Source organism: Saonia flava (genome assembly GCF_011927795.1).
In the GTDB taxonomy this organism is placed as follows: Bacteria; Bacteroidota; Bacteroidia; order Flavobacteriales; family Flavobacteriaceae; genus Saonia; species Saonia flava.
In genome coordinates this window covers 2,372,806-2,396,312 of the sequence record NZ_JAATJJ010000001.1, presented here as the reverse complement: position 1 = coordinate 2,396,312, position 23,507 = coordinate 2,372,806, and the positions used below count along the sequence as shown (strand labels likewise).

The window sequence follows — 23,507 nt, the reverse complement described above, 5'->3', positions numbered from 1 at the left end:
TAGCTATGAACAGTACGGGAGCAAACTGGCGTTTGCTTTCCGCCACGCACATAGCGAAATCTTTTGGTTTTGTTTTTTCTTTTTTTGTGTCAAAGTGAAATCCCAAAGATTTCGCGACATTATAAATATACGCAGACCTTGGCGTTTAAGCCCGAAACCCGTATTGTTTATAGGTTTTGTTACCCAAAGTATTTTAATTTGTTATTTTCAATTCGACTGCCAATTGTTTATATGTATTCGTTGAATAAACCTCTCCGTTGTATGATTTTACCTTTTTCCATACTCCAAATCTATAGAACCAGCTGTTTGCATTGGATTCTTCATGTGTAAAACCTATGTTGGGTTGGAAGGAATCAAAAGTATCTGCATTCGTCTTAGTAAGTAACCATTCCACGGCTACAAAGAATCCATTTTTTGGTATTGTTAAATTTAAATGTGAAAGATTCACATCTACTATTTTTTTCCCTTTGTCGGCTGTTATAATAATATTTTTATCATATAAATATTCTTCAGGTTCTCCCTCTTTGTTTGTTTTAAATAGACGAATCATAAACCTAGATTCTTTGAGAGTAGTTTCAGTTGCGATACTTATTTCTTTTAAAAAAGGTGTTTCTTCATATTCTTCTTTAAAGTCAAAAAATTTTGCAAAAATCCAGGGTTTACCAAAACCAGGTAAATAATGTCGAATTTTCCGCTTTTGTAATTTGTCAATTATCTTTTTTTATTGCGCTTTTTAGAGTTACTCACTACAACTTCATTCAATTCAATTATTTGAGGTGTTAATTCTATCAAATTTTTTATTAAACCATACACCATTTTTTTAGTAGTGTAACCAGTAGCTGAGAAAACTATAATTTTGGTCCCATCCATTTTAGGTAGAACGAATTGTCCATCTTCATTTGAGATTGTTCCTACATCATAATTTTCAACCCAAATATTTACAAAAGGAATTTTCTCTTTGGTATCGGCATCAACAATTATCTGTTTTATTTGTCCAAAGGAGATGTTACAAATTATTAGAATAAGTATAGTGAGATGAATTTTTCTCATATTTTGGGTAACAATTGGATAAATGTACCATGGTACGTTTATCCCTATTTTATATAAAATTGCACTAAAAAAGACCTAATTCCTAATTTTATTGTTCAATAACCCCATGTAATTACCTGCAAACGAATAATATAGATTAAACAAGCTTTTATTCAATACTCCTAAAACAAACGCATTTGCCCATTCTTATGTTCTTGGTGCAAATCCTTGTTTAACTTTGGTTTGGCAACTACTGTTTTACAACTGAATTTTTCTTGAAATAAAGAGTGCGATTAATTTTAGATTTAACATTTCGCATTCTTCGCATGGGGTGGTTTTTTATAATGTAGTGACCCCATTCTGGAGAAATCCTATTGATCGTTAGCATCAATAATTCAAACTTTTTACCGACAACGATCCGCTTGTTTTTCTTCATTAATCCTTTGATGATGCCATCTGCACATTCACTTGCAGATATTCCCAATTGATGTGAGGTCTCTACCTTTCCATAAGGTTTTCCGTCCCCACATAGACCCTTGGCCGTAATTTCTGTATTGATAAAACCGGGAAGGATAAAACTAATGTTTAGTTCACAATCCATATTTTCTGCCCTTAATGAATTAAAAAAACCGTGCAGGGCATGTTTTGATGCTGAATAAGCTGACCTCCCGGGGATTCCCATTACGCCAGCGAAGCTGGAAACTACACCAAACCAACCATAGCCTTGTTCCAAAAAAATTGGCATTATTGATTTGGTCAAAGCTACGGTCCCAAAATAATTTGTTTCCATAATTTTTCTATCAACTTCCATTTCGTTTTCAATGACCAATCCTTTCTGTGAAATTCCAGAATTATGGATTACTAAATCCAGTCGATCCAATTGCTTCGTCTGGGCAACCGCTTTTTCTATTGAATTAGGGTTAGTGATGTCCATTGGGAGTGTCAACAAATCATGAGGATTAGGGCTCTGCTTTTTTAACTCGCTTAATTTTTCAGTTCTTCTTGCTGAAGCAATGACCTTTGCTCCCATTTGGTTTAGTTGGATTGCCAGTGATTCCCCTATGCCCGATGAGGCTCCAGTTATCCATACTGTCTTGTCTTTTAAATCCAGCTTTTTCATTGGTAGAATTTTAAATGAGATGATTGCTGAAATAAACCTACCAAGAAATAATAAGTGGGGTGTCCCAAATCATTGGTGCTGGACAAATTAGGACTTGTTTTCTAATCCTAGTTGAGCATTAGACTCCCTTCTTTTTATGCTCTTTTTAATTAAAACAAGCGCATTTGTCCATCTTTATATTCCTGGTGCAGTTCCTTGTTTAATTTTGGAAAGACCTTGTCCTTAAAATAGGTTCTCCTTGCCAAGTCCACCAAATCATGCATTTGTTGGGCTATTTTACCCTCTCCCCGTGTTCTTATTCCAAACCTACTATCGTTTACATTACCTCCGTGGCACTCTTGTATCTGGTGCAACACCTTATCTGCCCTGTCCGGCAATGTTTTCTTGATCCAGTCTGTAAAAATATGCCCAATGGCACCATTTAACCTTACCACCGTAAAACCAAAGGACAAAGCCCCGTTCTCTGATACGGCTTTTGCCAAATTCATAATCTCATGACTGTTTATTCCGGGAATAATGGGGGCCAACATGGCATTTACGGGAATGTTGTTCTCCGATAAAACTCTAATGGTTTCCAACCGCTTTTTAATGGTCGTGGTACGGGGTTCCAAAATACGTCTGGTATTTTCCGATAAGGAAGTCACAGATACATTTACCCCAATCAATTGGTGGGCCGTTAATTCCTTTAAAATGTCCAAATCCCTAAGAATTAAAGCATTTTTAGTAATGATGCCCACAGGATGTCTATATTTAAGGAACACTTCTAAACAAGCTCGGGTTATCTTAAATTTTTGCTCTGCCGGTTGATAACAGTCCGTATTACCAGACAGGACAATGGTCTGTGCTTCCCATCTTTTGCTTTTTAGCTTTGCTTCCAAAAGTTTGGGAGCATCTTTTTTGATTAAAATTTGCCGTTCAAAATCCAGTCCGGCACTATACCCCCAATACTCATGGGTATTACGTGCATAACAATAAATACAACCATGCTCACAGCCTTGGTACGGGTTCATGGAATGCATAATACCAATATCTGGACTAGTAACCTTATTTACAATGGTTTTGGGAAAAATAGGAATGTACTGTGTCTTATTGTTGTCGGCCTCCTCACCTTCAATCCTGCAGAACTCAAGAAAATCGTCCCGAGTTTCGTAAATGTGTTTTAGAAATTTATTATGCGTGTTTTCCTGGGCGCCACGCCCTTTTATGTAGTCTTTAGGGTTCAATTAAATGGATTTAGTCCAAATTTATGGAATTTTTCCATATATAGTTTTTTATTTTGGAACTTTAACATAGATTGTTCTAAGGTCATTTAGATAGACCTAGAAACGAGCTATGAGAAATCCAGAAATGAGATTTCTCCTTCAGTCGAAATGACTATTGACTTTTAATAGCAATTCCTGTCAACTACCGTCATTTCGACAGAGCGAGCGACGAGCGACGAGAAATCCATAAAACAAAAAAATTGAGATTCCTCCTCATACTTCGTTCTGAATGACATAAAGGGCCTAAGAGCCAAACACTAAAATCAACAGTCATTTCGACAGAGTGAGCGACGAGCGACGAGCGACGAGAAATCCATAAAACAAAAAATCTGAGATTCCTCCTCATGCTTCGTTCGGAATGACATAAAAGGCCTAAGAGCCAAACACTAGAATCAACAGTCATTTCGACAGAGCGAGCGACGAGAAATCACAAAATGCAAAAATGAGATTTCTCCCTACAAACGAAATGACTTCATATCCATATTGGAACAATACATTTTAAACCTAAAAAGCAACTTTTACCAACTGCTTTTTGGTTCCTCTTTTGGCATAGAACAAAATATCGTTCTTGTTTTGGCACATTAAGGCTTTAGAAACCATTAATGGAAGTCTGGCTTCCTTATCATCAATAATTTTTTCATAATCCATTCTGCCATTGGCATCCAATCGGATCAAGAACACATTACGGTTTCTGCTAAGTCCCTGCCTAAAAATAAGTCGTTCATTATTCACCAATTGCGGATTCTCTGATGCCGTACTAATAAAGAAGTACGTGTCTCCACCAAAAGCATAGGAACTATAAGACGCATAGGCACCATCGTTTTGGGTAACTTCAGATTTGTTGATGTTCCTTATCCACTCCACATCGCCATTGGCATTCAATTTGGCGCCCACCATATCATTGTGGTGGTATCTTTCCACTTTTAGTCGGGTACCTGTTGGGCTTCTTTGCATACTGCTGGTCACAAAATACTCTTCGGCATTAAAGAGGATTTCATTTTTGGAAGTAACATTTACATTCTTAAAAACTAGATTAGAGATTTCCCTTTCTTCTTCTCGTCCAAACTTATCATCCATAAATTGCTGTGAAAAAGGGCTATACTTTTTTGTTTTAATGGACAAGTTTATAGGGTCAATATTAAAATAGGACAGCCCATTATATCTATTGTCCTTGCGATCGGCATAAAACCCAACACACATTAATCTGTCATTGGTCAAAACCGGGACCAAAGCTTCAGAGAATTTTCCTGGTTCATCAAAAATCTGTGTTTTGGCACCATATGCAGAAACCTGTATGAGTTCATATTGAAATTTTCTTTCTAGAGCGGTAAAACGCTTCTTTTTAAAATAGGCTTTTCCAACAATATAGGCTCTGGACAAATCCTTGCTAATGGCAATATTTTCAAAAGCATAGTTCTTTTCTTCTACCTCAGCAGAAAAATCGTGCTCAAAAACCTTCTTGGCACTGGAATTGAACAAATAAATATGGTGCTGATTAACTTTTCTCTTTTTAAAATGTGTACTGATCACAAAGGCAGATTTGTCCTTATTGAACAAGGCCGTTGTAGTAAAACCCTTGGAGAAATCCCTGTTATAATAATTTTTGTCCAACGGGTTCAATACTTCATCCGAAGCAATGGTAAGAATGGTTTCCACTGTAAAATTGTACTCAAAGATTGGACTACGGTGCACTAGATATTCATAGGACAAAGTCCCAATGTTATATTCCAAGAACAGCATATACAGTTGCCCGTTTTTAACGTAGGCATCCACAAAACCATCTGTCCTATATTTATAATTATATTCTGATACAAGCTCCAAATTCTCATTGTAATGCTCAATAAGAAACCCTTTTGGTTTAATGATCATCCCAGTATAATACTGGCGAACTAAAATGGAACCTCCTTTGCCATCTTCTGCTATGGAGAGTAAATTGGAGTATTTATAGCGATCACTAAATTTTTCGCCAAAATTATATGTAACCGGCATTTTTTGGGCAGAACCCAACATACCTACAAAAAAAATCAGTAGAACAAAAATCCTATTCTTCATTAGTTTCATTGGTTTTATTTGGTTATCCTATTTTCCCGGAAAATCCGCCTTTCTTTTCTCTAAAAAGGCAGATGTGCCTTCTTTAAAATCGGCCGTTCCAAAACAGGTGCCAAAAGCTTCTATTTCGGCATTATATCCATTAACATCATTGTTAAAACCAGCATTTACCGCTTTTATTGCATAATTTATGGCAACAGTTGAATTATTCGATATTCTGTTTGCAATCTTCTTACAATTTTGCATTAGTTCTTCCAATGCAACAACATGGTTCACCAATCCAAATTCATGGGCTTTTTCTGAGTCTATCATCCCCGCTGTCATAATAAGTTCCATGGCCCTTCCTTTTCCCACTAATTGAGGTAACCTTTGTGTACCACCATACCCGGGAATTACCCCCAAGGAAACCTCTGGAAGCCCCATTTTGGCATTGTGGCTGGCTATCCTAAAATGACATGCCATGGCCAACTCTAGACCTCCGCCCAAAGCATACCCATTTACCGCAGCAATGACAGGAGTGGACAGGTTTTCCACAAAATTGAACAACAGTTCCTGCCCTTTAGCGGCCAATTTTGTTCCTTTTTTTACCGAAAAATTGGAAAATTCTGCAATATCCGCCCCCGCAACAAAGGCCTTTTCACCGCTTCCGGTAAGAATAATGACCTTTACCCCCTTATCCTTGTCCAAGGTTTTGAAGGCGCTGTGAAGTTCTTCTATAGTCTGTTTGTTAAGTGCATTTAGTTTATTGGGACGATTAATGGTTACGATTGCCAAATTGTCCTCCAGTGCTACAAGTAAGTTTTGGTATTTCATGATTCTTTTGTCTGTTCTTTAGGAAACCTTACTGTAAAAACAGTGCCTTTTCCATAGTGTGATGTAAACTTGATATCTCCTTTATAGGTTTCTACTATATTTTTAACCATTCCCAGACCCAGCCCCATACCGCTGGACTTTGTGGTAAATTTAGGTTCAAAAATTTTGTCTTCTACGTCTTCGGATATGCCCACTCCATTATCGGCCACAGAAATTTTTACAAAGTTGTTTTCTGATGTTACAGAAACCAATATTCTGGGTGACTCCACTTCTGGTACCGCCTGTATTGCATTTTTAACCAAATTGGTCACCACGCGGATCAATTGGGTCCTATCCAGCTTGGCTATAATTTCTTCCTCCTCTGAAATGAAATGAATATAATCCTCATTAAAAATATCCAATGCCAGTTTTACAATCTTAACCACGTTCAAGGTTTCATTTTGCTGGGCGGGCATTTCGGCAAAATTGGAAAAGGCCGAGGCAATACTGCTCATGGTATCTATTTGCTGAATGAGTGTTTTGGAATATTCCGCAACCTTGGTATCAATATCTGGGTCCTTGGGGTCGAACTTACGCTCAAAACTTTGCACGCTCAATCGCATGGGCGTCAATGGGTTCTTAATTTCGTGTGCCACTTGCTTTGCCATCTCGCGCCATGCCTGTTCCCTTTCGCTTCTGGCCAGTTTGGCGGCACTCTGTTCCAGCTCATCTATCATGGCATTGTACGAGTCTATTAACTTACCAACCTCCTCACTTGGGTTTTGGACATAGATTTTTTCATTCCTCTTTGTCAAATCCGTTTGGGTTAATTTATCCGAAACAGTTTCAAGGGAACGGGTAATATACTTGGATATTAAATAGGCCATGGCAATAGCGGCAAACAACATAATAAGATACACCCCCCCCAAACGAAAAAGAAACTCCTTAAGTTCCTTGTCATTAAAGGAGTTATCCTCAAAATAAGGAATATCCAATATACCAATCGGTTTGAATTTTTGGTCTAGAATATAGGTATATGATGCTTGATACTTATCCCCTGCCGCAATGTTCTCCTCTACATAACGCTTGTCAATTGTAGCCTCTAATTTGTTTAAAATCTCAACATCCAAGCAGGTAGAAACGGAGTCATTAACAAATTTGGGCCGAGAGCTTTTAATAAGCTGCCCTTCCATATCGTAGATGTTAAAATTAAGGTTCTGTACATCCGCAATCTCGTAAATTTCGTTTTTAAAAATATATCCCAAATAATCCGTGGTAACGGGATATGAAGTTTTTTGCAGCGTATAATTTATGCTCTGTCTTATCTGCTCTTCCTTTCGTTCCAATTTTTCCCTGTGGTAGTCCCTGGATTGCTCCCGATATTGATAAACTGTCATTCCAGCAATAAGTATGGAAGCAACGAGCACCAATACTATCATGGAAATAAAAATGCGGGACCTAAGCGACAGTTTCTTTAACAAGGGCTTACAATTTAATGTTAAAGATAACAATTATCGAGCCATAATGGCTTATCATAAGTTTTGGCAATCAAACCCCAAACCACAAAGTTTATCCATTGGGGTTTCTGTTCCGGATATTTTTATATAGCTTAATTCCAAGCATTAGCAATATCCCCAAAACTAGGATTCCGACTACTCCAAACATCCAATTGAAGGCGCTTTTCAATATCACTAGAAATACAATGGCGAAAAGAACCAATGTTGCAATTTCATTCCATATTCTCATAAACCGAGAGGTATATTTTACCTCATCCCTTTGCAGTTGCTCAACTATTTGATGGTTCTTTAAGTGGTACAAGATCAGCAAAACCACAAAAACAAGTTTTATGTGCATCCAAGATTGTTGTAGCCAAGATGGCATCAAAAACAATAGCCAAACAGCAAACAAGGTTGCCAAAACAGCGGATGGCCAGGTAATGATATACCACAACCTCTTGGTCATTAATTTTAACTGCTTGGTTAGTATCTCTTTTTCTGGGGAAGGTTTGTTGGAGGCTTCTATATGATAAATAAACAATCGCGGAACATAAAAAAGCCCTGCAAACCATGTGATCACAAAAATTAGGTGCAGGGCTTTTATGTAATTATAATATTCTGTCATATTATCTATTCCTCCAAAAATAAATAATCTAATTTAAGGGTATTGAATCCTTCATTAAATTCTTTGATTTCCTTATCTACCAATTCATCAAAGGCCTTTAACTGAACATTGATTTTCTCTGTAAGCTCGTTCTTTACCGCAACATCTTGTTCGGTAGGTGGAAAATCACCAATCCCGACCAAACTATTTAAGTGTCCTAATTTATTGGTCAACTTTATCGGGAAGTTCAATGGGTCTTGATTGCTTCGGTTTTTGGTCTGATATAGTGCTTTTTCAACCTCCTCGAATCCTTTTTTCATTTTCTTGGCCTTTTCTACCAAGTCCTTGGTCTCTTCATTATCCTTGTACTGTTTGCTAAAAGCATCTAATTGCGCATTGATTTTTCGTATCTTTTTAATGGATTGATGTGCCTTATCCACAGTTTTGTTTACACTACTTATAAAATCATGTTGATTTTGCATATCAGCCACTGACGCCTCTGCACGTGGATCAGGGAGAATTGTAAAGGTTTCTGACATGCTGGTGCCATTTACATCCAAACTGACCTTATAATCTCCCGGTACAGCTTTAGGGCCATTAAGATTTGCCCACCATAAAATCATTCCCTTTAAACGTTCCGCAGATTTCCCTCTAGTATTCCAAACAAAGGTGTTGCCCCCCTTTTTGACCTCTAGCTTTTTGTCTTTCTCTTTTTCAAAAGTACTGTAGGTCGCTAAGGTATCTCCTTGCAAAGTTGAATAGGTTAGGCTAATACTATCCTTTTTATCAAAATCCTTAACGTAAAAATGGGTGACCACACCATTGGGATGGTTTTGCCCTTCAGTTTTAGATGGGGTCGTTCTTGCACCCCCACTGGTTCTATAAGTATCTTTGGGTTTATAAAGAATGGATGCCGCTGATTTCTTATTTGCATCCAATTGATGCATAACGGTTAAGTCATCTATAATCCATAGGCTTCTTCCCTGGGTGGCCACAATTAAATTGTTGTCCTTTATCGTTAAGTCAGTAATAGGAACAATAGGTAAGTTCAATTGAAAAGGATTCCAATTTTTGCCATCATCAAATGAAATATACATTCCTGTCTCCGTGCCTGCATATAGCAACCCCTTTTTTTTAGGGTCTTCGCGAACAACACGTGTAAAATGCTCATTATTTATACCGTTCGTTATTTTAACCCATGTTTTACCATAATCAGTGGTCTTGTACAAATAGGGCTGAAAATCCCCAAGTTTATATCTGGTTGCCGCTACATAACATGTTCCCTCATCAAAAGCTGATGGCTCAATACTGTTGATCATGTTCCATTCTGGCATATTTGCCGGCGTAACATTCTCCCAAGTTGAACCTCCATCTTTAGATACATGAATTAAGCCGTCATCACTCCCGACCCAAAGTAACCCTTCTTTTAATGGACTTTCATTAGCTGTAAAAATGGTGCAATAATATTCTACACTGGTATTGTCCTGGGTAATTGGCCCACCACTGGAAACCAATTTGGTTGGGTCGTTCCTTGTAAGGTCACCACTCAATAATTTCCAACTTTGTCCTTCATTTTCGGTCACATGGACATGGTTGGAAAAAGTATAAAGTTTCTTGGGATCATGCTTACTGAAAATAATGGGAAAATTCCATTGAAAACGATACTTCATAGCTTCGGCCCCTGCACCCATTGGGTTGTCCGGCCACACATTGATACCGCGAACGGTCCCTGTTTTATGATTTACACGGGTTAAAAAACCATCATAACTACCACCATATACAATATCGTCATTGGTTGGGTCCACAGCAATCCATGCTGATTCCCCTCCGGCAGTTTCCTCCCAATCATCATCACTGATGCTAAACCCATCACTTCTATGTTTTATCCTAAGAGTAGAATTATCCTGCTGTGCCACATAAATACGATATGGAAACGAATTATCTGTAGTTACCCTATAAAACTGTGATGTGGGCTGGTTGTAATAGGTGCTCCATGTTTCTCCTCCATCATAGGTAATTTGAGCACCCCCATCATCACCAATAATCATTCTTTTGGAATTCTCCGGGGCTATCCATAAATCATGATGGTCCCCATGTGGTGCATTAAAGGTATTGAAGGTCTTACCGCCATCTGTAGATTTATGATATCGTACATTCAACACATAAACTACATCCTCATCTTCTGTATCCGCATATAATCTGGTGTAATACCAGGCACGTTGGCGTAATTTGCGCTCACTGTTTACCTGTATCCATTTTTTACCCCCGTCATCGCTACGGTACAAACCACCTTTTTCCTTGTTTTCCACTATTGCCCAAACACGTTCAGAATTTTTTGGGGAAACCGTTACCCCAATAATGCCCAAAGTATCTTTGGGAAAACCTTCATTTTGGGAAATTTCTGTCCACGTTTCTCCACTATCCGTACTTTTCCAAAGAGCGGAGCCATCACCACCACTACTTAAGCTATAGGGAGTGCGCTGTGCCCTCCATGTAGACGCATACAAAATTCTTGGATTGGTGGGATCCAAAGTTAGATCCACCGCTCCTGCTTGTGCATTAACAAACAAGGTTTTTCTCCATGTCTCACCACCATCAATGCTTTTGTATATGCCCCTTTCTTGGGTTGGTTTGTATATGTTACCTAGTACAGCGGCATATACAATGTCCGGATTGGAAGGGTGTACCTTTAGTCTTGGGATATGTCTGCTGCTAGCCAATCCTGCTTTTTTCCAAGTCTTGCCAGCATCCACTGTTTTCCATATGCCATAACCGGAAGATACGTTGCCTCGCAAAGTTTTTTCTCCACCGCCAACATAAATAACATTAGGGTCGCTTTTAGCCACTTCTACAGCACCAATACTTCCTCCAAAAAAACCATCAGAAATATTGCCCCAAGTACGACCACCATCAGTTGTTTTCCAAACACCACCGCCTGTAGCTCCAAAATAAAAGAGGTTGGGTTCTCCTGGAACACCGGTTACCGCTGCAGAACGACCCCCCCTAAAAGGGCCAATTAAACGGTATTCCAAACTGGAATACAATGTTTCGGGATAGGCCACTTCAACTTGACCAGCTTTCTTTCTTTTTTGAGCCGAAATAGTAGAAACAAAGAATAGGGAAAGTACCAGTAACATACTGGTTTTAATGTAAAATAATTTCATGATTTTCTTAGTTGGAATTAGCTATCCATAAATGTAAGGAAAATGCATTTAATTCCAGAGGAACGGGCACTAAATAGAAGGCTCTATTTTTAACTCCCTATTTACTTCCCTTCTTAAAAAATACCCTGTAACCAATGTGGCCAACAAATCGGATATTGGGAAAGATAGCCAAACTCCAAGTTCGCCAAGAAAATTGGGCAAAATTAAAACAAGTGGTATAAAAAAGAACCCCTGTCTACTAAGGGTTAACAACAAGGCTGGAATTGCCTTCCCTATTGCCTGAAAATATGCTGCCCCTATTAACTGTAGAGCAATTATAGGGGTAGCTGCAAAAACCCAGCGCATGGCATTAGGGGCATTCTTTAATACAAAGGCCTTTGTTTCCAATTCGTGAGTAGACATACTGATTCTATCACTTAAAAATAAGGATGTAATGGCCTCTGGAAAAAGCATAAGTCCTACAAACACCATGGTTGCCATGAATGCAGCATACTTTATTGCTGTATTTATAGATTCTCGTACCCTTTGGTATTTTTTTGCTCCATAATTAAACCCTGCAATGGGCAAAAATCCTTGGGTAACCCCAAAAACAGGGAACAATGCAAACATTAACATGCGACCAATTATTGCATAGACCGCCACCATGGGTTCTCCTCCCAAGTTGAAAAGAATATTGTTCATGATCAAATAGGTAATACTTACAACGGCCTGTCTTGCCAAAGTCACAAATCCCAAAGCCCCTATTTCTTTTACCAGAATTCCATTTAGTCTTAAATGGTGCCATCCTATTTTCATTTCTGAATCCGATGATAGAAAAAAATAGAATATATACGCAAAGCATAAAAAATACCCTATAGTTGTAGCCCATGCAGCACCTGCCATACCCCAATCGAACACATAGATAAAAATATAATCCATCAATAAATTACCTACAGAAGGTATGATCATGGCAATCATGGCAAATTTGGGTTTCCCCTCTGCCCTAACAACCGTATTGCCCATCATACAAAGTGCCAAAAAAGGAACTCCATACAGTACAATGGTGTAATAAGTTTTGGCTGGGTCATAAATTGTTCCTTTTCCCCCAAAGGCAGGAATCAAAGTTTCAATGAACATTAACCCAAATACCACCATGGTGATGGTAACCAGAAGCGTTAATGTTATTTGGTTACCAAAAGTTTTTAAGGCCTTCTCTTTGTTGTGGTCGCCCAAGGCTCTAGAAATAATACTTGAACCACCAACGCCAATGGCCATTCCCAAGGCCCCAATAAAAAAAGAAACAGGTAGAACAACATTTATTGCAGCAATGGCTATGGAACCTATCCAATTGCCCACAAAAATAGAATCTATCAAAATATTGAGGGACATTACCAAAATTCCTATGGATGCAGGAACGGCCTGTTTCACCAACAACCTACCAATAGGTTCTGATCCAAGTTGTTCTGAAGATACTTTTGCCATTACGCAGGAAGGGTTTCATCTGCCTGCCAATCTTTTATCCATTTAGCCATTAGACCTACCCACTCATCACTATCGTTTAAACAAGGGATATGTTTATAATCGTTTCCCCCTGCCTCTTGGAACTGGCTTTTGCCTTCCATGGCTATTTCCTCCAAAGTTTCTAAACAGTCAGCAACAAAAGCTGGTGTAATAACGGCCAATTTTTTCTTGCCCTCCTTTGGAAAGCGCTCAAATTCAAAATCGGTGTATGGTTTTAACCAGGGGTCATTGGGCAATCGCGACTGGAAGGAAAGACTTACCTTATCCTCTGACAATGCCAACTCCTTTTTTACCAATTCCGTCATTTTAAAACATTGGTGCCTATAACAAGTATTATGAGCTACCGAATTTGTTGAACAACAAGAACCATCTATTTTACAGTGAAACTTTGTTGGGTCGGACTTTTTAATGTGTCTTTCCGGTATCCCGTGATAAGAAAACAGAACATGGTCATATTCAAAATCTTTTAACTCCCTTTGTATAGACTCGGAAAGAATCTTTATATAGTCCGGGTTTTTATAAAATGCAGGTAAGGTGGTTATTTTCATATCAGGAAAATAAGCTGCTTTTTCCTCCATAGTCTTTACCACAACAGTTTCAAAGGAAGACATGGCATAATGTGGGTATAAGGGCACCAACAAAACCTCATCTACCCCTTTATTCTTTAGTTCCTGAAGTGCATTTTTTATGGTTATGGAACCATAGCGCATTCCCAAAGCGATTGGAATATCTGTTTTTGACTGGACCTTTTCAGTAAAACGTTCAGAGATAACAACTAAAGGGGAACCCTCTTCCCACCATATTTTTTTATAGGCCTCGGCCGATTTTTTAGGTCTGTTTCTCAAAATAATCCCGCGTACAATTATATTTCTTAACCACAATGGAACATCTATTACGCGCTCATCCATTAAAAATTCATCCAAATATGGCTTTACATCCTTAGCTGTTGGGCTATCAGGAGAACCCAAATTGACCAATAAAACTCCTTTCATTTTACAATTTTTCTAATCCAGAGCAAAAATAGTATATGTGGGCCAACTATGATTTTATCTTTTCAAAAGTTTTATTATAAAGGCATAGATAAACTCAATTTAAAACATATTTAACCCCAACAAACATTAGCTTTTAAAGTTTTGTTTCTAACTTATGGTCTTAATTGTAAACAATGGAAAAGCTTTTTAAGAATACGGAAACGCAATCCCTGGTCTATGTTTTAGGAGCCCTATTAGTATTTTTAATAGCCTATATCATATTAATTACCCTCTTGAACAAATATGGCAAAAGTCCAAAATATCTTTTACCAAAAGAAACCGTTAAGAAAATAAGCTCGCCTATTTTTATTTTGTTTCTTTCCTTTCTGCTCCGTTTAACTTCCCTTCACCAATTATTGGGTATAACAGAATTCAGCTTTGCTATAAAAAAAACCTGCACCATACTTACAATATTTTCTGTTACATGGTTGATTATTAAACTATTAAAAGTTGTTAAGAAGCAAGTCGTTCACAACTATGATATTAACCAAGAGGACAATCTAAAAGCAAGGAAGGTTTATACACAATTCAACATTCTAGAGCGCATCATTATTTTTGTGGTGGTTATTTTTGCCATTGGCTTGGCCCTAATGAGTTTTGAAAGTATACGGGAAATAGGAATAAGTGTTTTTGCTTCGGCAGGAGTGGCGGGCATAATAATTGGTTTTTCTGCCCAGAAAATGATAGGCACTATCTTGGCAGGCATCCAAATAGCCATCACCCAACCTATAAAAATTGATGATGTTGTAGTTGTACAAGGGGAATGGGGAAGGATAGAGGATATTACTTTGACATATGTAGTTGTTCAGATTTGGGATAAAAGACGTTTAGTGGTGCCGACTACTTATTTTATTGAAACACCCTTTCAAAACTGGACCAAAACTTCATCAGAAATTCTAGGCACCGTATTTCTATATACAGATTATAACGTTCCATTTGACAAACTGCGAGAAGAGCAAACTCGAATCTTAACAGGGACCGATCTTTGGGATGGCGAGGTCAACGTGTTACAGGTAACAGATTCCAAACCACAAAGTGTGGAAATAAGGGCATTAATGAGTGCCAAAGATTCTTCTACGGCATGGGATTTACGAGTGTATGTGCGGGAAAAATTAATTCTTTTTTTACAAAAAAATTATCCAGAGAGTATAGTAAGGACAAGAGTTCAAATGGAAAACCGGAAAGACACATCTTCTTCGGAAGAATAAATTTGATGGTTTTTCGAAATTTAACGCTAATCTTTTGTCGTTATATTAGTGAAATTATATTTTAATTAAGAATACCCAATGCAAAACAAACTACTTATAATTTTATTATTGATAATTGGTCACCTCTCAATTGCCCAGCAGATTACATGTTCTCAGGAAGATAAAAAAATATTTGCGGAAAAAACACTTGAAATTGATGGCTTGTTAGAGAACGATTTTGGCAAAACCATGGTTGCCGTTGGCAAAACATTTTTAAGCACGCCATACGTTGCCAAAACTTTGGAGGTAGGAGAAACTGAAACTTTGGTTGTAAACTTACACGGATTGGATTGCACCACTTTTGTAGAAAATGTTTTGGCTTTTAGTCTACTTCTTAAAGAGGGAAAAACGGATTTTAACAACTATATAGACTTACTAGAGACCATTCGGTATGAAAATGGAGAAATGAAAGGGTATTCATCACGTTTACATTACTTTACCTATTGGATTAAGAACAATAACTCTAAAGGGCTGGTGAAAGATATTACAAATGAACTAGGAGGAGGACTAGAGCTTAAAAAAGAGATTAATTTTATGGGGACCCATAGGGAACTTTATCCCTTTTTAAGTGATGATGAAAACTACGCGAATATCTTAAAAACAGAAAATAATCTCAATCAAAAAAGTATCTGTTACCTACCACAAGACCAGATTAAGGCCAATGAGCATTTAATTAAAGATGGGGACATTATCGCTTTGGCCACTTCCATAAAAGGATTGGATGTTACCCATACGGGAATTGCCATTAAACAAGCAGATGGCCGCATACATTTGCTGCATGCATCCACGGGTTCCATGGAAGTTGAAATTTCCCAACTCCCCTTGGCAGATTATCTAAAAAAAATAAAAAACAATATTGGCATTATAGTGGCAAGGCCATTTCCAAAGTCAAAATAATTACTAGTTCAACATCCATACAAATACATTGGTGATTAATTGAACAAATTCCGCATCTGAATATTTGCCTTTTGAATGCCCCATACTGGTATAAAAACTCTTGCCGTCATCTGCCCTCTCTAAATATTGGGCCGTCATCCTAGTATCATCATAACTGTTTGAACCTGTGTCGGAAACCCTTAACAACTCAATAAAAAGGGGATTAACGTAACCACCTTCCCAATAATACCACTCTTCATTATCATTCCATGGAAAACCAATTCCATCTGTTAATTCATTATTTTGATTTTCAACAGAAACTGTGGCAGCTAAACCCGAACTAGTATGATTAGGGTTATTCCTAACACTACACCCAGTAACATTCTCGGCATACCAATCCCATAAACCCTTTCCATTCCCAGAAACTGTATTTGCAGTAGAATGTCCATATGAATCACTGGCCGCATGATTTGATATAAAATTACCTCCTTGATTTGCATATGCTTCAACATTTCCTCTTTGACCATCATTTAAAGTATTCCCAGATGTATTCGAAAAAAAGATTACTTTGTATTGAGATAAATTTGACAGTGAATTAAATTCATTGCCAGTATTGTCCACAACAACCTCAAAACCCAAATTCGTTGCTATCCCTTGAACCATTTCTATAGTTTCATTTCTTGTATTGTGGTCATATCCGTCCGTTTTGGTAAATACCAGCACTTTAACGCTCCCTTGTGCAGATTCGGTGGTTATAATTACTTCCTCACTTAAATCTGACTCATTACCAGCCTCGTCGTAGGCTAACACAGAAAATGTGTAGGATGTATTTGGAGTCAATCCATTAATTGAATATTCAATTTTATCAGTTGCACCAATTAAAGTACCGTTTTGAAAGATTTTATAGCCTGCGACTCCCCTATTATCGGTAGAGGCATTCCAAGATATATCCACGGAAGTACCGGTCAAATTAGACTCCTTCAGGCCCTCTGGTTTACTGGGGGCCACTAAATCAGCTGTCGACTCCTCTTCAGTAATGACCTCCAAAGACTCACTACTCTCTGACTCATTTGCCGCAGCATCGAAAGCAGTAATCGCAAACACATATATAGAATTAGGATTTAAACCAACGGCCGTATATGAAGTTTCATTTACCGATTCAACCAATAAACCTTCTTTATATATACTATATCCTTCTACACCAATATTATCCGACGATTGCTCCCAAGAAATACTCGCCGTATTAGCTGTTACTGAAGATAGGGAAACACCTAATGGCTTACTTGGAGCCTCATTATCAACTGGCGATTCCTCCTCATTTTTATTAATATCAGAATCTTTACTGCAGGCAAAGAAGATTATTAATGAGCATATAATTAAAAAAAAACTTAGGTATCGCATATATTTTTGGTACAGTTCCAAATATTTACGGTTTAAAATGATAAAAAGATTAATTAAAGCTAATTATTGTTGGCTTTCATATAGTTATTATGCCAAAGACATCAAATATTTTTTTGGCGTTGTACCGTATTTCTTCTTAAAAGCGGCTATAAAATGACTAGAAGTACTATAGCCCACTTTTAGGCCTACCTCGTTTACATTATGTTGACCAGTTTCCAACATTTTGCGCGCAAAATCCATTTTGTAGTCAAATAAAAAGCCATATACCGTCTCCCCATAAATTTGCTTAAAACCTTCTTTCAACTTTTTAAGGCTTAAACCTATTTCCTCTGAAAGCTCTGCCAAACTTGGTGGTTCTGCCATCCGGGAAATCATAATGTTCTTTGCATTTCGGATTCTCCTTACATTTTCTTCATCCACTAAAAAAGGGCATTGCTCAATATCTGCATCTTCCCCTTTGTTAAAATAAATGGAAATAAGTTCATAGATCTTTCCCTTTATGTACAAGGCTTTAATGGAAGGATGTAAATTGTAATTCATTATTTGGCTCAATACAACAGCAATGGCAGGTGTTATTGGCTCTTGGGAATAATATTTTTTTTCCTTGTTTTCTGCACTTAAAAAAGGAATGTAAACAACATCAGCAGAGAACAGGGAATGAAACTTGCGAATAGTCATCACCAAAGAAACCATCCATGAATTTGGATTTAATTCTAAGTTCATTGGCAAATCCAACTGGGTGTTGTACAATAGCAGTGAGCTTTCTTCGGTTACATCCAATGCATACCTCCCATCATTAAAAATGAACTTTCCGTTTCCCTTTAAACAAAAATGAAATTGAATAAAAGTACTATCTATGGGCCTGCTTACTTTCTGAATTTCAGAACTATTATTTTGAATTTTAAGCACATAAAACCCCTCATCCACCAAAACTTCCTCAAATGAACCTGTAGCGGTATTTTCCTCAAACATTTTTCAGAAACAATTTAATTATTTTATTTAGAAATGTTCTAAATAGTAAATTCAATTAGATTAAAAAGTATAGCAAAAATAGGGGTTTTACAGGAATTGTCCACAAAATGACGCCAAAAAAACTTAGAACGGTATTTATTGTTCCTACAGCGTTACTTTTGTGTGTATTACACCTTTATTTTTGTGCGAGATTGAAAATTGAATGAAGAGTTATCATATTTCCAAACACAGTTCTTTCTACACTATTGGGCTGAGCTATAAAAAAGCTGATGCCGAAGTCCGTGGAAAATTTAGTTTGGACACAGCTTCTTTAAATAAAATATTGGTGCAAGCCAGGCTACAGGGCATAGATGGGCTTTTAGTAACATCTACTTGTAACCGCACCGAACTTCATGGTTTTGCAATGCACCCTTTTCAATTAATCAAACTTTTATGCGACAACACCTTGGGAACAGTAGAGGAGTTCCAAGAAGTGGCATATGTATACAAAAACAAAGATGCTATTTCTCATTTGTTTAAGGTAGGCACAGGATTAGATAGTCAGATTTTAGGGGATTTTGAAATCATTAGTCAATTAAAACAAAGTTTTAATCGCTCTAAAAAACATAATCTGGCCAACCATTTTATTGAGCGTCTATGCAATTCCATTATACAGGCCAGTAAGCGCATTAAAAATGAAACGGAGATATCTTCGGGTACAACATCCGTGTCTTTTGCTTCTGTTCAATATATTTTAAACAATGTTCCCGATGTATCAGAAAAAAATATTTTGCTTTTTGGAACAGGAAAAATTGGCAGAAATACATGTGAAAATTTAATAAAGCACACTAAGAATTCCCACATTACACTAATAAACAGAACCAAGGATAAGGCGGAAAAAGTTGCAGGAAAATTTAATCTGGTTGTCAAAAACTATGGGGATTTACAGACTGAAATTCGTAATTCCGATATTTTAATTGTTGCCACAGGCGCACAATCGCCAACAATATCTAAAGATATTCTACATACCAAAAAACCACTATTGATTTTGGACCTTTCCATTCCAAAAAATGTATCCAATGATGTTTTGGCCCTAGAAAATGTTACCCTTGTCCATCTGGACCATTTATCAAGGATTACAGACGAAACTTTGAAACGAAGAAAACAATTTATTCCACAGGCCGAAGAAATCATCTTTGAGGTAAAAGAAGATTTTATGAAATGGCTGGAAACTAGAAAGTTTGCTCCGGTAATCAAAGCTCTTAAAAACAAGCTGAATACCATGAAGGCAGAAGAGTTGGATTTTCAATCCAAAAAACAAACAGATTTTGATACCAAACAGGCAGATATTGTTTCTGACCGCATCATCCAAAAAATAACCAAGCAGTTCGCTAATCATTTAAAAGAAACGGACATAGATGCTGACAATAGTTTGGAACTTATCCAAAAAGTTTTTCAACTAGAAGTAGATTCCAAATGAGCAAAATCATCCGAATAGGTACTCGCGATAGTGAACTGGCACTATGGCAGGCTAAAACTGTACAAAAGCAGTTAGAATTTCTAGGTCATAAAACCCAATTGGTTCCTGTGAAATCCACTGGGGATTTGGTTTTAAACAAACCTTTGTACGAATTGGGAATCACAGGGATTTTCACCCGTACTCTGGATATTGCCATGTTGAACAATGAGATTGACATTGCAGTACATTCCCTAAAAGATGTGCCCACTATTCTGCCCAAAGGCATTGTCCAAGCAGCTGTTCTTAAACGTGGGAAATTCAGTGATTTATTGGTATTTAAAAACAATGAAGAGTTTTTGGCCCAAAAAAATGGAATCATTGCCACAGGTAGTTTACGAAGAAAGGCGCAATGGCTCAATAGGTATCCAACCCATACCGTTGTAGACCTTAGGGGAAATGTTAACACCCGGCTTCAAAAATTGAATGATAATGATTGGAACGGAGCAATTTTTGCGACTGCTGGTGTAGAACGTATAGGTTTAAAACCCGAGGATGCCATCATCCTTAATTGGATGGTTCCCGCTCCTGGTCAAGGTGCTGTTATGATTACTGCTTTGGAAGAAAACACAGAGCTAAGGGAAGTACTTAAAGAACTGAACCATGAGGAAACCGAAATGTGTGTTGCCACAGAACGTAAATTCCTAAATTTATTGGAAGGGGGTTGTACAGCTCCCATTGGTGCCCTGGCCTACATTAAAAAAGAAGAAATCCATTTTAAAGGAGTCTTACTGAGCAAGGACGGAACCAAAAAGATTGAAGTGTCCGGCTCTAAGAAACCCGAACACTATCTTACCTTGGCTGAAGAATGTGCCGAAAAAGTTTTGAAAAAGGGCGGAAATCGTTTGATGGACGACTTAAAATTGGAGCGCCAGGAAACCAATATTTATTCCACCAAAACTCTTACAGAAACACAAAAACACTTGTTCCAAAATGGAATAGTTTCAGATAGTAGTGATTTCATAAAAATAAAACTCAATAGAATTCCCAAAAACCGCATAAAGCAGGAAATAGAAAATGTGATTATCACCAGTAAAAATGCTGTTGAGGCATTACTGGCCAGTTTTTCCCCTGATGAGTTGCAGTTTAAAAATATTTATTGCGTTGGCAGAAGAACAAAGCGCCTCATAGAAGAAAGAATTGGGCCAGTAAAGCATACTGCCAGGAATGCCAAAAAACTGGCCGAATATCTTGTGGAATATATAGAGGGCACCGAAGCCACATTTTTCTGTAGCGATATCCGCTTGGACGACTTACCAACACTCCTTTCTGAAAACAAAATTAACCTTACAGAAATCGTGGCCTATGAAACGGAACTATCTTCCACGAAAATCAATGAGAATATTGAAGGAGTTATGTTCTTTAGTCCATCAACTGTCCAGAGCTTTTTGTTGAAAAACAAAGCTGACAAAATTGCCTTCTGCATCGGAGAAACAACTGCAACCGAAGCAAAACAAAATTTTAAAGATGTTAGGGTCGCAAAACTACCAACCGTGGAAAGTGTTATTGAGTTGGTAAACGAACACTATACTTAATAATATGATTAAAAACGATTTATTTCTTAGAGCATTAAAAGGGGAAACGGTAAACAGACCACCTGTTTGGATGATGCGCCAAGCAGGGCGATACTTGCCCGAATTCATGGAAATTCGTAAGAAATACGATTTCTTCACCCGTTGCCAGACTCCAGAATTAGCATCGGAAATTACGGTACAACCCATCCAAAGATATGGTATGGACGCTGCTATTTTGTTCAGTGATATTCTGGTGATTCCACAGGCCATGAATATTGAAGTTCAAATGAAACCCGATTTTGGCCCTTATTTGCCCAACCCCATTCGTTCCCAAAAAGATTTGGATAATGTTATTGTGCCCGATGTTCATGAAACTCTAGGGTATGTCATGGATGCCATAAAAATGACCAAAGAAAAATTGAACAATGAGGTTCCTTTAATTGGTTTTGCAGGATCTCCTTGGACCATTTTATGCTATTGCGTTCAAGGACAAGGAAGCAAATCGTTTGACAAGGCCAAGGAATTGTGTTTTACCCAACCCCTTGTGGCCCATGCCCTGTTGCAGAAAATTACCGATACCACTATTGCCTATCTTAAGGCAAAGATAAAAGCAGGTGTTAATGCAGTACAGGTGTTCGATTCTTGGGGCGGCATGCTTTCGCCAACTGATTATCAAGAGTTTTCCTGGAAGTACATTCAACAAATAATTGATGCCTTAAAAGAGGAAGCCCCGATAATTGTTTTTGGAAAAGGATGTTGGTTTGCATTGAATGAGATGTCCAAGTCTGGGGCTTCTGCATTGGGTGTGGACTGGACATGTTCTGCCAGAAACGCTAGATACCTAACAGGTGGAAATATTACGCTACAAGGTAATTTTGATCCAGCCAGACTATTTTCCCCCCCTTCGGAAATTAAAAAAATGGTTACCCAAATGATCAATGAATTTGGGAAGGACAAGTACATTGTTAATCTAGGACATGGAATACTGCCCAATATTCCTTTGGAAAATGCCAAGGCCTTTATAGATGCTGTAAAAGAGTATCACTAAAAAAATGAAAGACAAATTCTACGCTTATATTCAAAACTTGCAAGACACCATTACTTTAAAATTGGAAAAGGTTGATGGTAAAGCCACATTTCGTGAAGATACTTGGAAGCGAGCAGAAGGTGGTGGGGGTAGAACTCGAGTAATAGAAAACGGGGCCGTTTTTGAAAAAGGGGGCGTAAACATTTCCGCGGTTCATGGTAAACTCCCAGAAACCATGCAAAAACATTTTGGCGTAAAAGAAGCTAATTTCTTCGCCTGTGGACTAAGTTTGGTTTTGCATCCTAAAAGCCCCATGGCACCTACAGTGCACGCCAATTGGCGCTATTTTGAAATGTATGATGTGGATGGAAACATAGTGGACCAATGGTTTGGTGGCGGACAGGACCTTACCCCCTACTATTTGTTTGATGAGGACGCAAGACATTTCCATACTATTTGCAAAAGGGCCTGTGACCAACATAATCCTGATTTTTATTTTAATTATAAAAAACGCTGTGATGATTATTTCTGGAATACCCACCGAAATGAAGCTCGTGGAGTAGGCGGTCTCTTTTTTGATTATTGCAAAGCTTCTGAAACCATGAAAATGGAAGATTGGTACAATTTTGTTACCGAAGTTGGCAATAGCTTTTTAGAAGCTTATGTCCCCATAGTTGAAAAAAGAAAAAATTTGCCCTTTAGCAAAGCGCACAGAGATTGGCAGGAAATTAGACGAGGTCGTTATGTGGAATTTAATCTGGTGCACGACAAGGGAACCTTATTTGGTCTAAAGACGAATGGCCGTATAGAAAGCATTTTAATGAGCTTACCGCCACATGTACAATGGGTGTATGACCATCATCCTGAAAATGGGAGTGAGGAAGAAAGGTTGTTAGAAGTTTTAAAGAGCCCTAAAGTGTGGGTATAA

Annotated in this window: 19 protein-coding genes; 6 read left to right on the top strand and 13 right to left on the bottom strand. The window is 37.8% G+C overall.

Annotation, left to right across the window (positions count from 1 at the left end; genetic code table 11):
• Nucleotides 1–193: 193 nt before the first annotated feature.
• The 11 genes from GGR42_RS10445 to hemH all read right to left on the bottom strand — a co-directional run bounded on the left by GGR42_RS10445 (nt 194) and on the right by hemH (nt 14,008).
• Nucleotides 194–550 carry a hypothetical protein gene (locus GGR42_RS10445; protein ID WP_167963605.1) on the bottom strand — a complete coding sequence of 119 codons (357 nt, stop codon included), beginning with the start codon at nt 548–550 and terminating at the stop codon, nt 194–196.
• Nucleotides 551–711: 161 nt separating this feature from the next.
• Nucleotides 712–1,050 carry a carboxypeptidase-like regulatory domain-containing protein gene (locus tag GGR42_RS10440; protein ID WP_167963603.1) on the bottom strand — a complete coding sequence of 113 codons (339 nt, stop codon included), beginning with the start codon at nt 1,048–1,050 and terminating at the stop codon, nt 712–714.
• A gap of 229 nt (nt 1,051–1,279) precedes the next feature.
• Nucleotides 1,280–2,149, bottom strand: coding sequence for an SDR family NAD(P)-dependent oxidoreductase (locus GGR42_RS10435; RefSeq protein ID WP_167963601.1), 870 nt, complete (start codon nt 2,147–2,149; stop codon nt 1,280–1,282).
• A gap of 149 nt (nt 2,150–2,298) precedes the next feature.
• On the bottom strand, nt 2,299–3,372 hold the full coding sequence (locus GGR42_RS10430; protein WP_167963599.1) for a PA0069 family radical SAM protein: 1,074 nt from the start codon (nt 3,370–3,372) through the stop codon (nt 2,299–2,301).
• 543 nt (nt 3,373–3,915) lie between these two features.
• Nucleotides 3,916–5,463 (bottom strand): hypothetical protein, encoded by a 1,548-nt coding sequence (locus tag GGR42_RS10425; protein WP_167963597.1) that lies wholly within the window; start codon nt 5,461–5,463, stop codon nt 3,916–3,918.
• A gap of 27 nt (nt 5,464–5,490) precedes the next feature.
• Entirely contained in the window at nt 5,491–6,273 is a 783-nt protein-coding gene (locus GGR42_RS10420) for an enoyl-CoA hydratase/isomerase family protein (protein WP_167963595.1), read from the bottom strand.
• Nucleotides 6,270–7,691 (bottom strand): sensor histidine kinase, encoded by a 1,422-nt coding sequence (locus tag GGR42_RS10415; RefSeq protein WP_167964469.1) that lies wholly within the window; start codon nt 7,689–7,691, stop codon nt 6,270–6,272. Before GGR42_RS10415 ends, GGR42_RS10420 begins: the two co-directional genes overlap by 4 nt.
• Nucleotides 7,692–7,821: 130 nt before the next feature.
• On the bottom strand, nt 7,822–8,373 hold the full coding sequence (locus GGR42_RS10410) for a CopD family protein (protein WP_167963593.1): 552 nt from the start codon (nt 8,371–8,373) through the stop codon (nt 7,822–7,824).
• A 5-nt stretch (nt 8,374–8,378) separates the two neighbouring features.
• Nucleotides 8,379–11,516 (bottom strand): WD40/YVTN/BNR-like repeat-containing protein, encoded by a 3,138-nt coding sequence (locus GGR42_RS10405; protein ID WP_167963591.1) that lies wholly within the window; start codon nt 11,514–11,516, stop codon nt 8,379–8,381.
• Nucleotides 11,517–11,585: 69 nt separating this feature from the next.
• Entirely contained in the window at nt 11,586–12,977 is a 1,392-nt protein-coding gene (locus GGR42_RS10400) for an MATE family efflux transporter (protein ID WP_167963589.1), read from the bottom strand.
• A complete protein-coding gene (gene hemH, locus GGR42_RS10395) occupies nt 12,977–14,008 on the bottom strand; it encodes a ferrochelatase (protein WP_167963587.1) in 1,032 nt (343 codons plus the stop codon). The genes GGR42_RS10400 and hemH overlap by 1 nt, the downstream gene beginning before the upstream one ends.
• Nucleotides 14,009–14,181: 173 nt before the next feature.
• On the opposite strand from hemH, the gene GGR42_RS10390 reads away from it, so the two are divergent.
• Both GGR42_RS10390 and GGR42_RS10385 read left to right on the top strand, forming a co-directional pair.
• The gene (locus GGR42_RS10390; protein WP_167963585.1) at nt 14,182–15,255 is read left to right on the top strand and encodes a mechanosensitive ion channel family protein; all 1,074 of its coding nucleotides are present in this window, start codon (nt 14,182–14,184) and stop codon (nt 15,253–15,255) included.
• A 78-nt stretch (nt 15,256–15,333) separates the two neighbouring features.
• Nucleotides 15,334–16,191, top strand: coding sequence for an N-acetylmuramoyl-L-alanine amidase-like domain-containing protein (locus GGR42_RS10385; protein ID WP_167963583.1), 858 nt, complete (start codon nt 15,334–15,336; stop codon nt 16,189–16,191).
• 3 nt (nt 16,192–16,194) lie between these two features.
• On the opposite strand, the gene GGR42_RS10380 is transcribed toward GGR42_RS10385, so the two are convergent.
• Both GGR42_RS10380 and GGR42_RS10375 read right to left on the bottom strand, forming a co-directional pair.
• Complete coding sequence (locus GGR42_RS10380; RefSeq protein ID WP_209023956.1) at nt 16,195–17,592, bottom strand: ThuA domain-containing protein; 1,398 nt, start codon at nt 17,590–17,592, stop codon at nt 16,195–16,197.
• A 66-nt stretch (nt 17,593–17,658) separates the two neighbouring features.
• Complete coding sequence (locus tag GGR42_RS10375) at nt 17,659–18,543, bottom strand: AraC family transcriptional regulator (RefSeq protein ID WP_167963579.1); 885 nt, start codon at nt 18,541–18,543, stop codon at nt 17,659–17,661.
• Nucleotides 18,544–18,745: 202 nt separating this feature from the next.
• On the opposite strand from GGR42_RS10375, the gene hemA reads away from it, so the two are divergent.
• From hemA to hemF, 4 genes are read left to right on the top strand one after another with little or no spacing between them, the layout of a single operon-like run.
• Nucleotides 18,746–20,002, top strand: coding sequence for a glutamyl-tRNA reductase (gene hemA, locus GGR42_RS10370; RefSeq protein WP_167963577.1), 1,257 nt, complete (start codon nt 18,746–18,748; stop codon nt 20,000–20,002).
• Nucleotides 19,999–21,573: a hydroxymethylbilane synthase gene (gene hemC, locus GGR42_RS10365; protein ID WP_167963575.1), complete on the top strand. Its 1,575-nt coding sequence runs from the start codon at nt 19,999–20,001 to the stop codon at nt 21,571–21,573. Before hemA ends, hemC begins: the two co-directional genes overlap by 4 nt.
• Before the next feature lie 4 nt (nt 21,574–21,577).
• A complete protein-coding gene (hemE, locus tag GGR42_RS10360) occupies nt 21,578–22,600 on the top strand; it encodes a uroporphyrinogen decarboxylase (protein WP_167963573.1) in 1,023 nt (340 codons plus the stop codon).
• A gap of 4 nt (nt 22,601–22,604) precedes the next feature.
• Nucleotides 22,605–23,507: an oxygen-dependent coproporphyrinogen oxidase gene (gene hemF / locus GGR42_RS10355; protein ID WP_167963571.1), complete on the top strand. Its 903-nt coding sequence runs from the start codon at nt 22,605–22,607 to the stop codon at nt 23,505–23,507.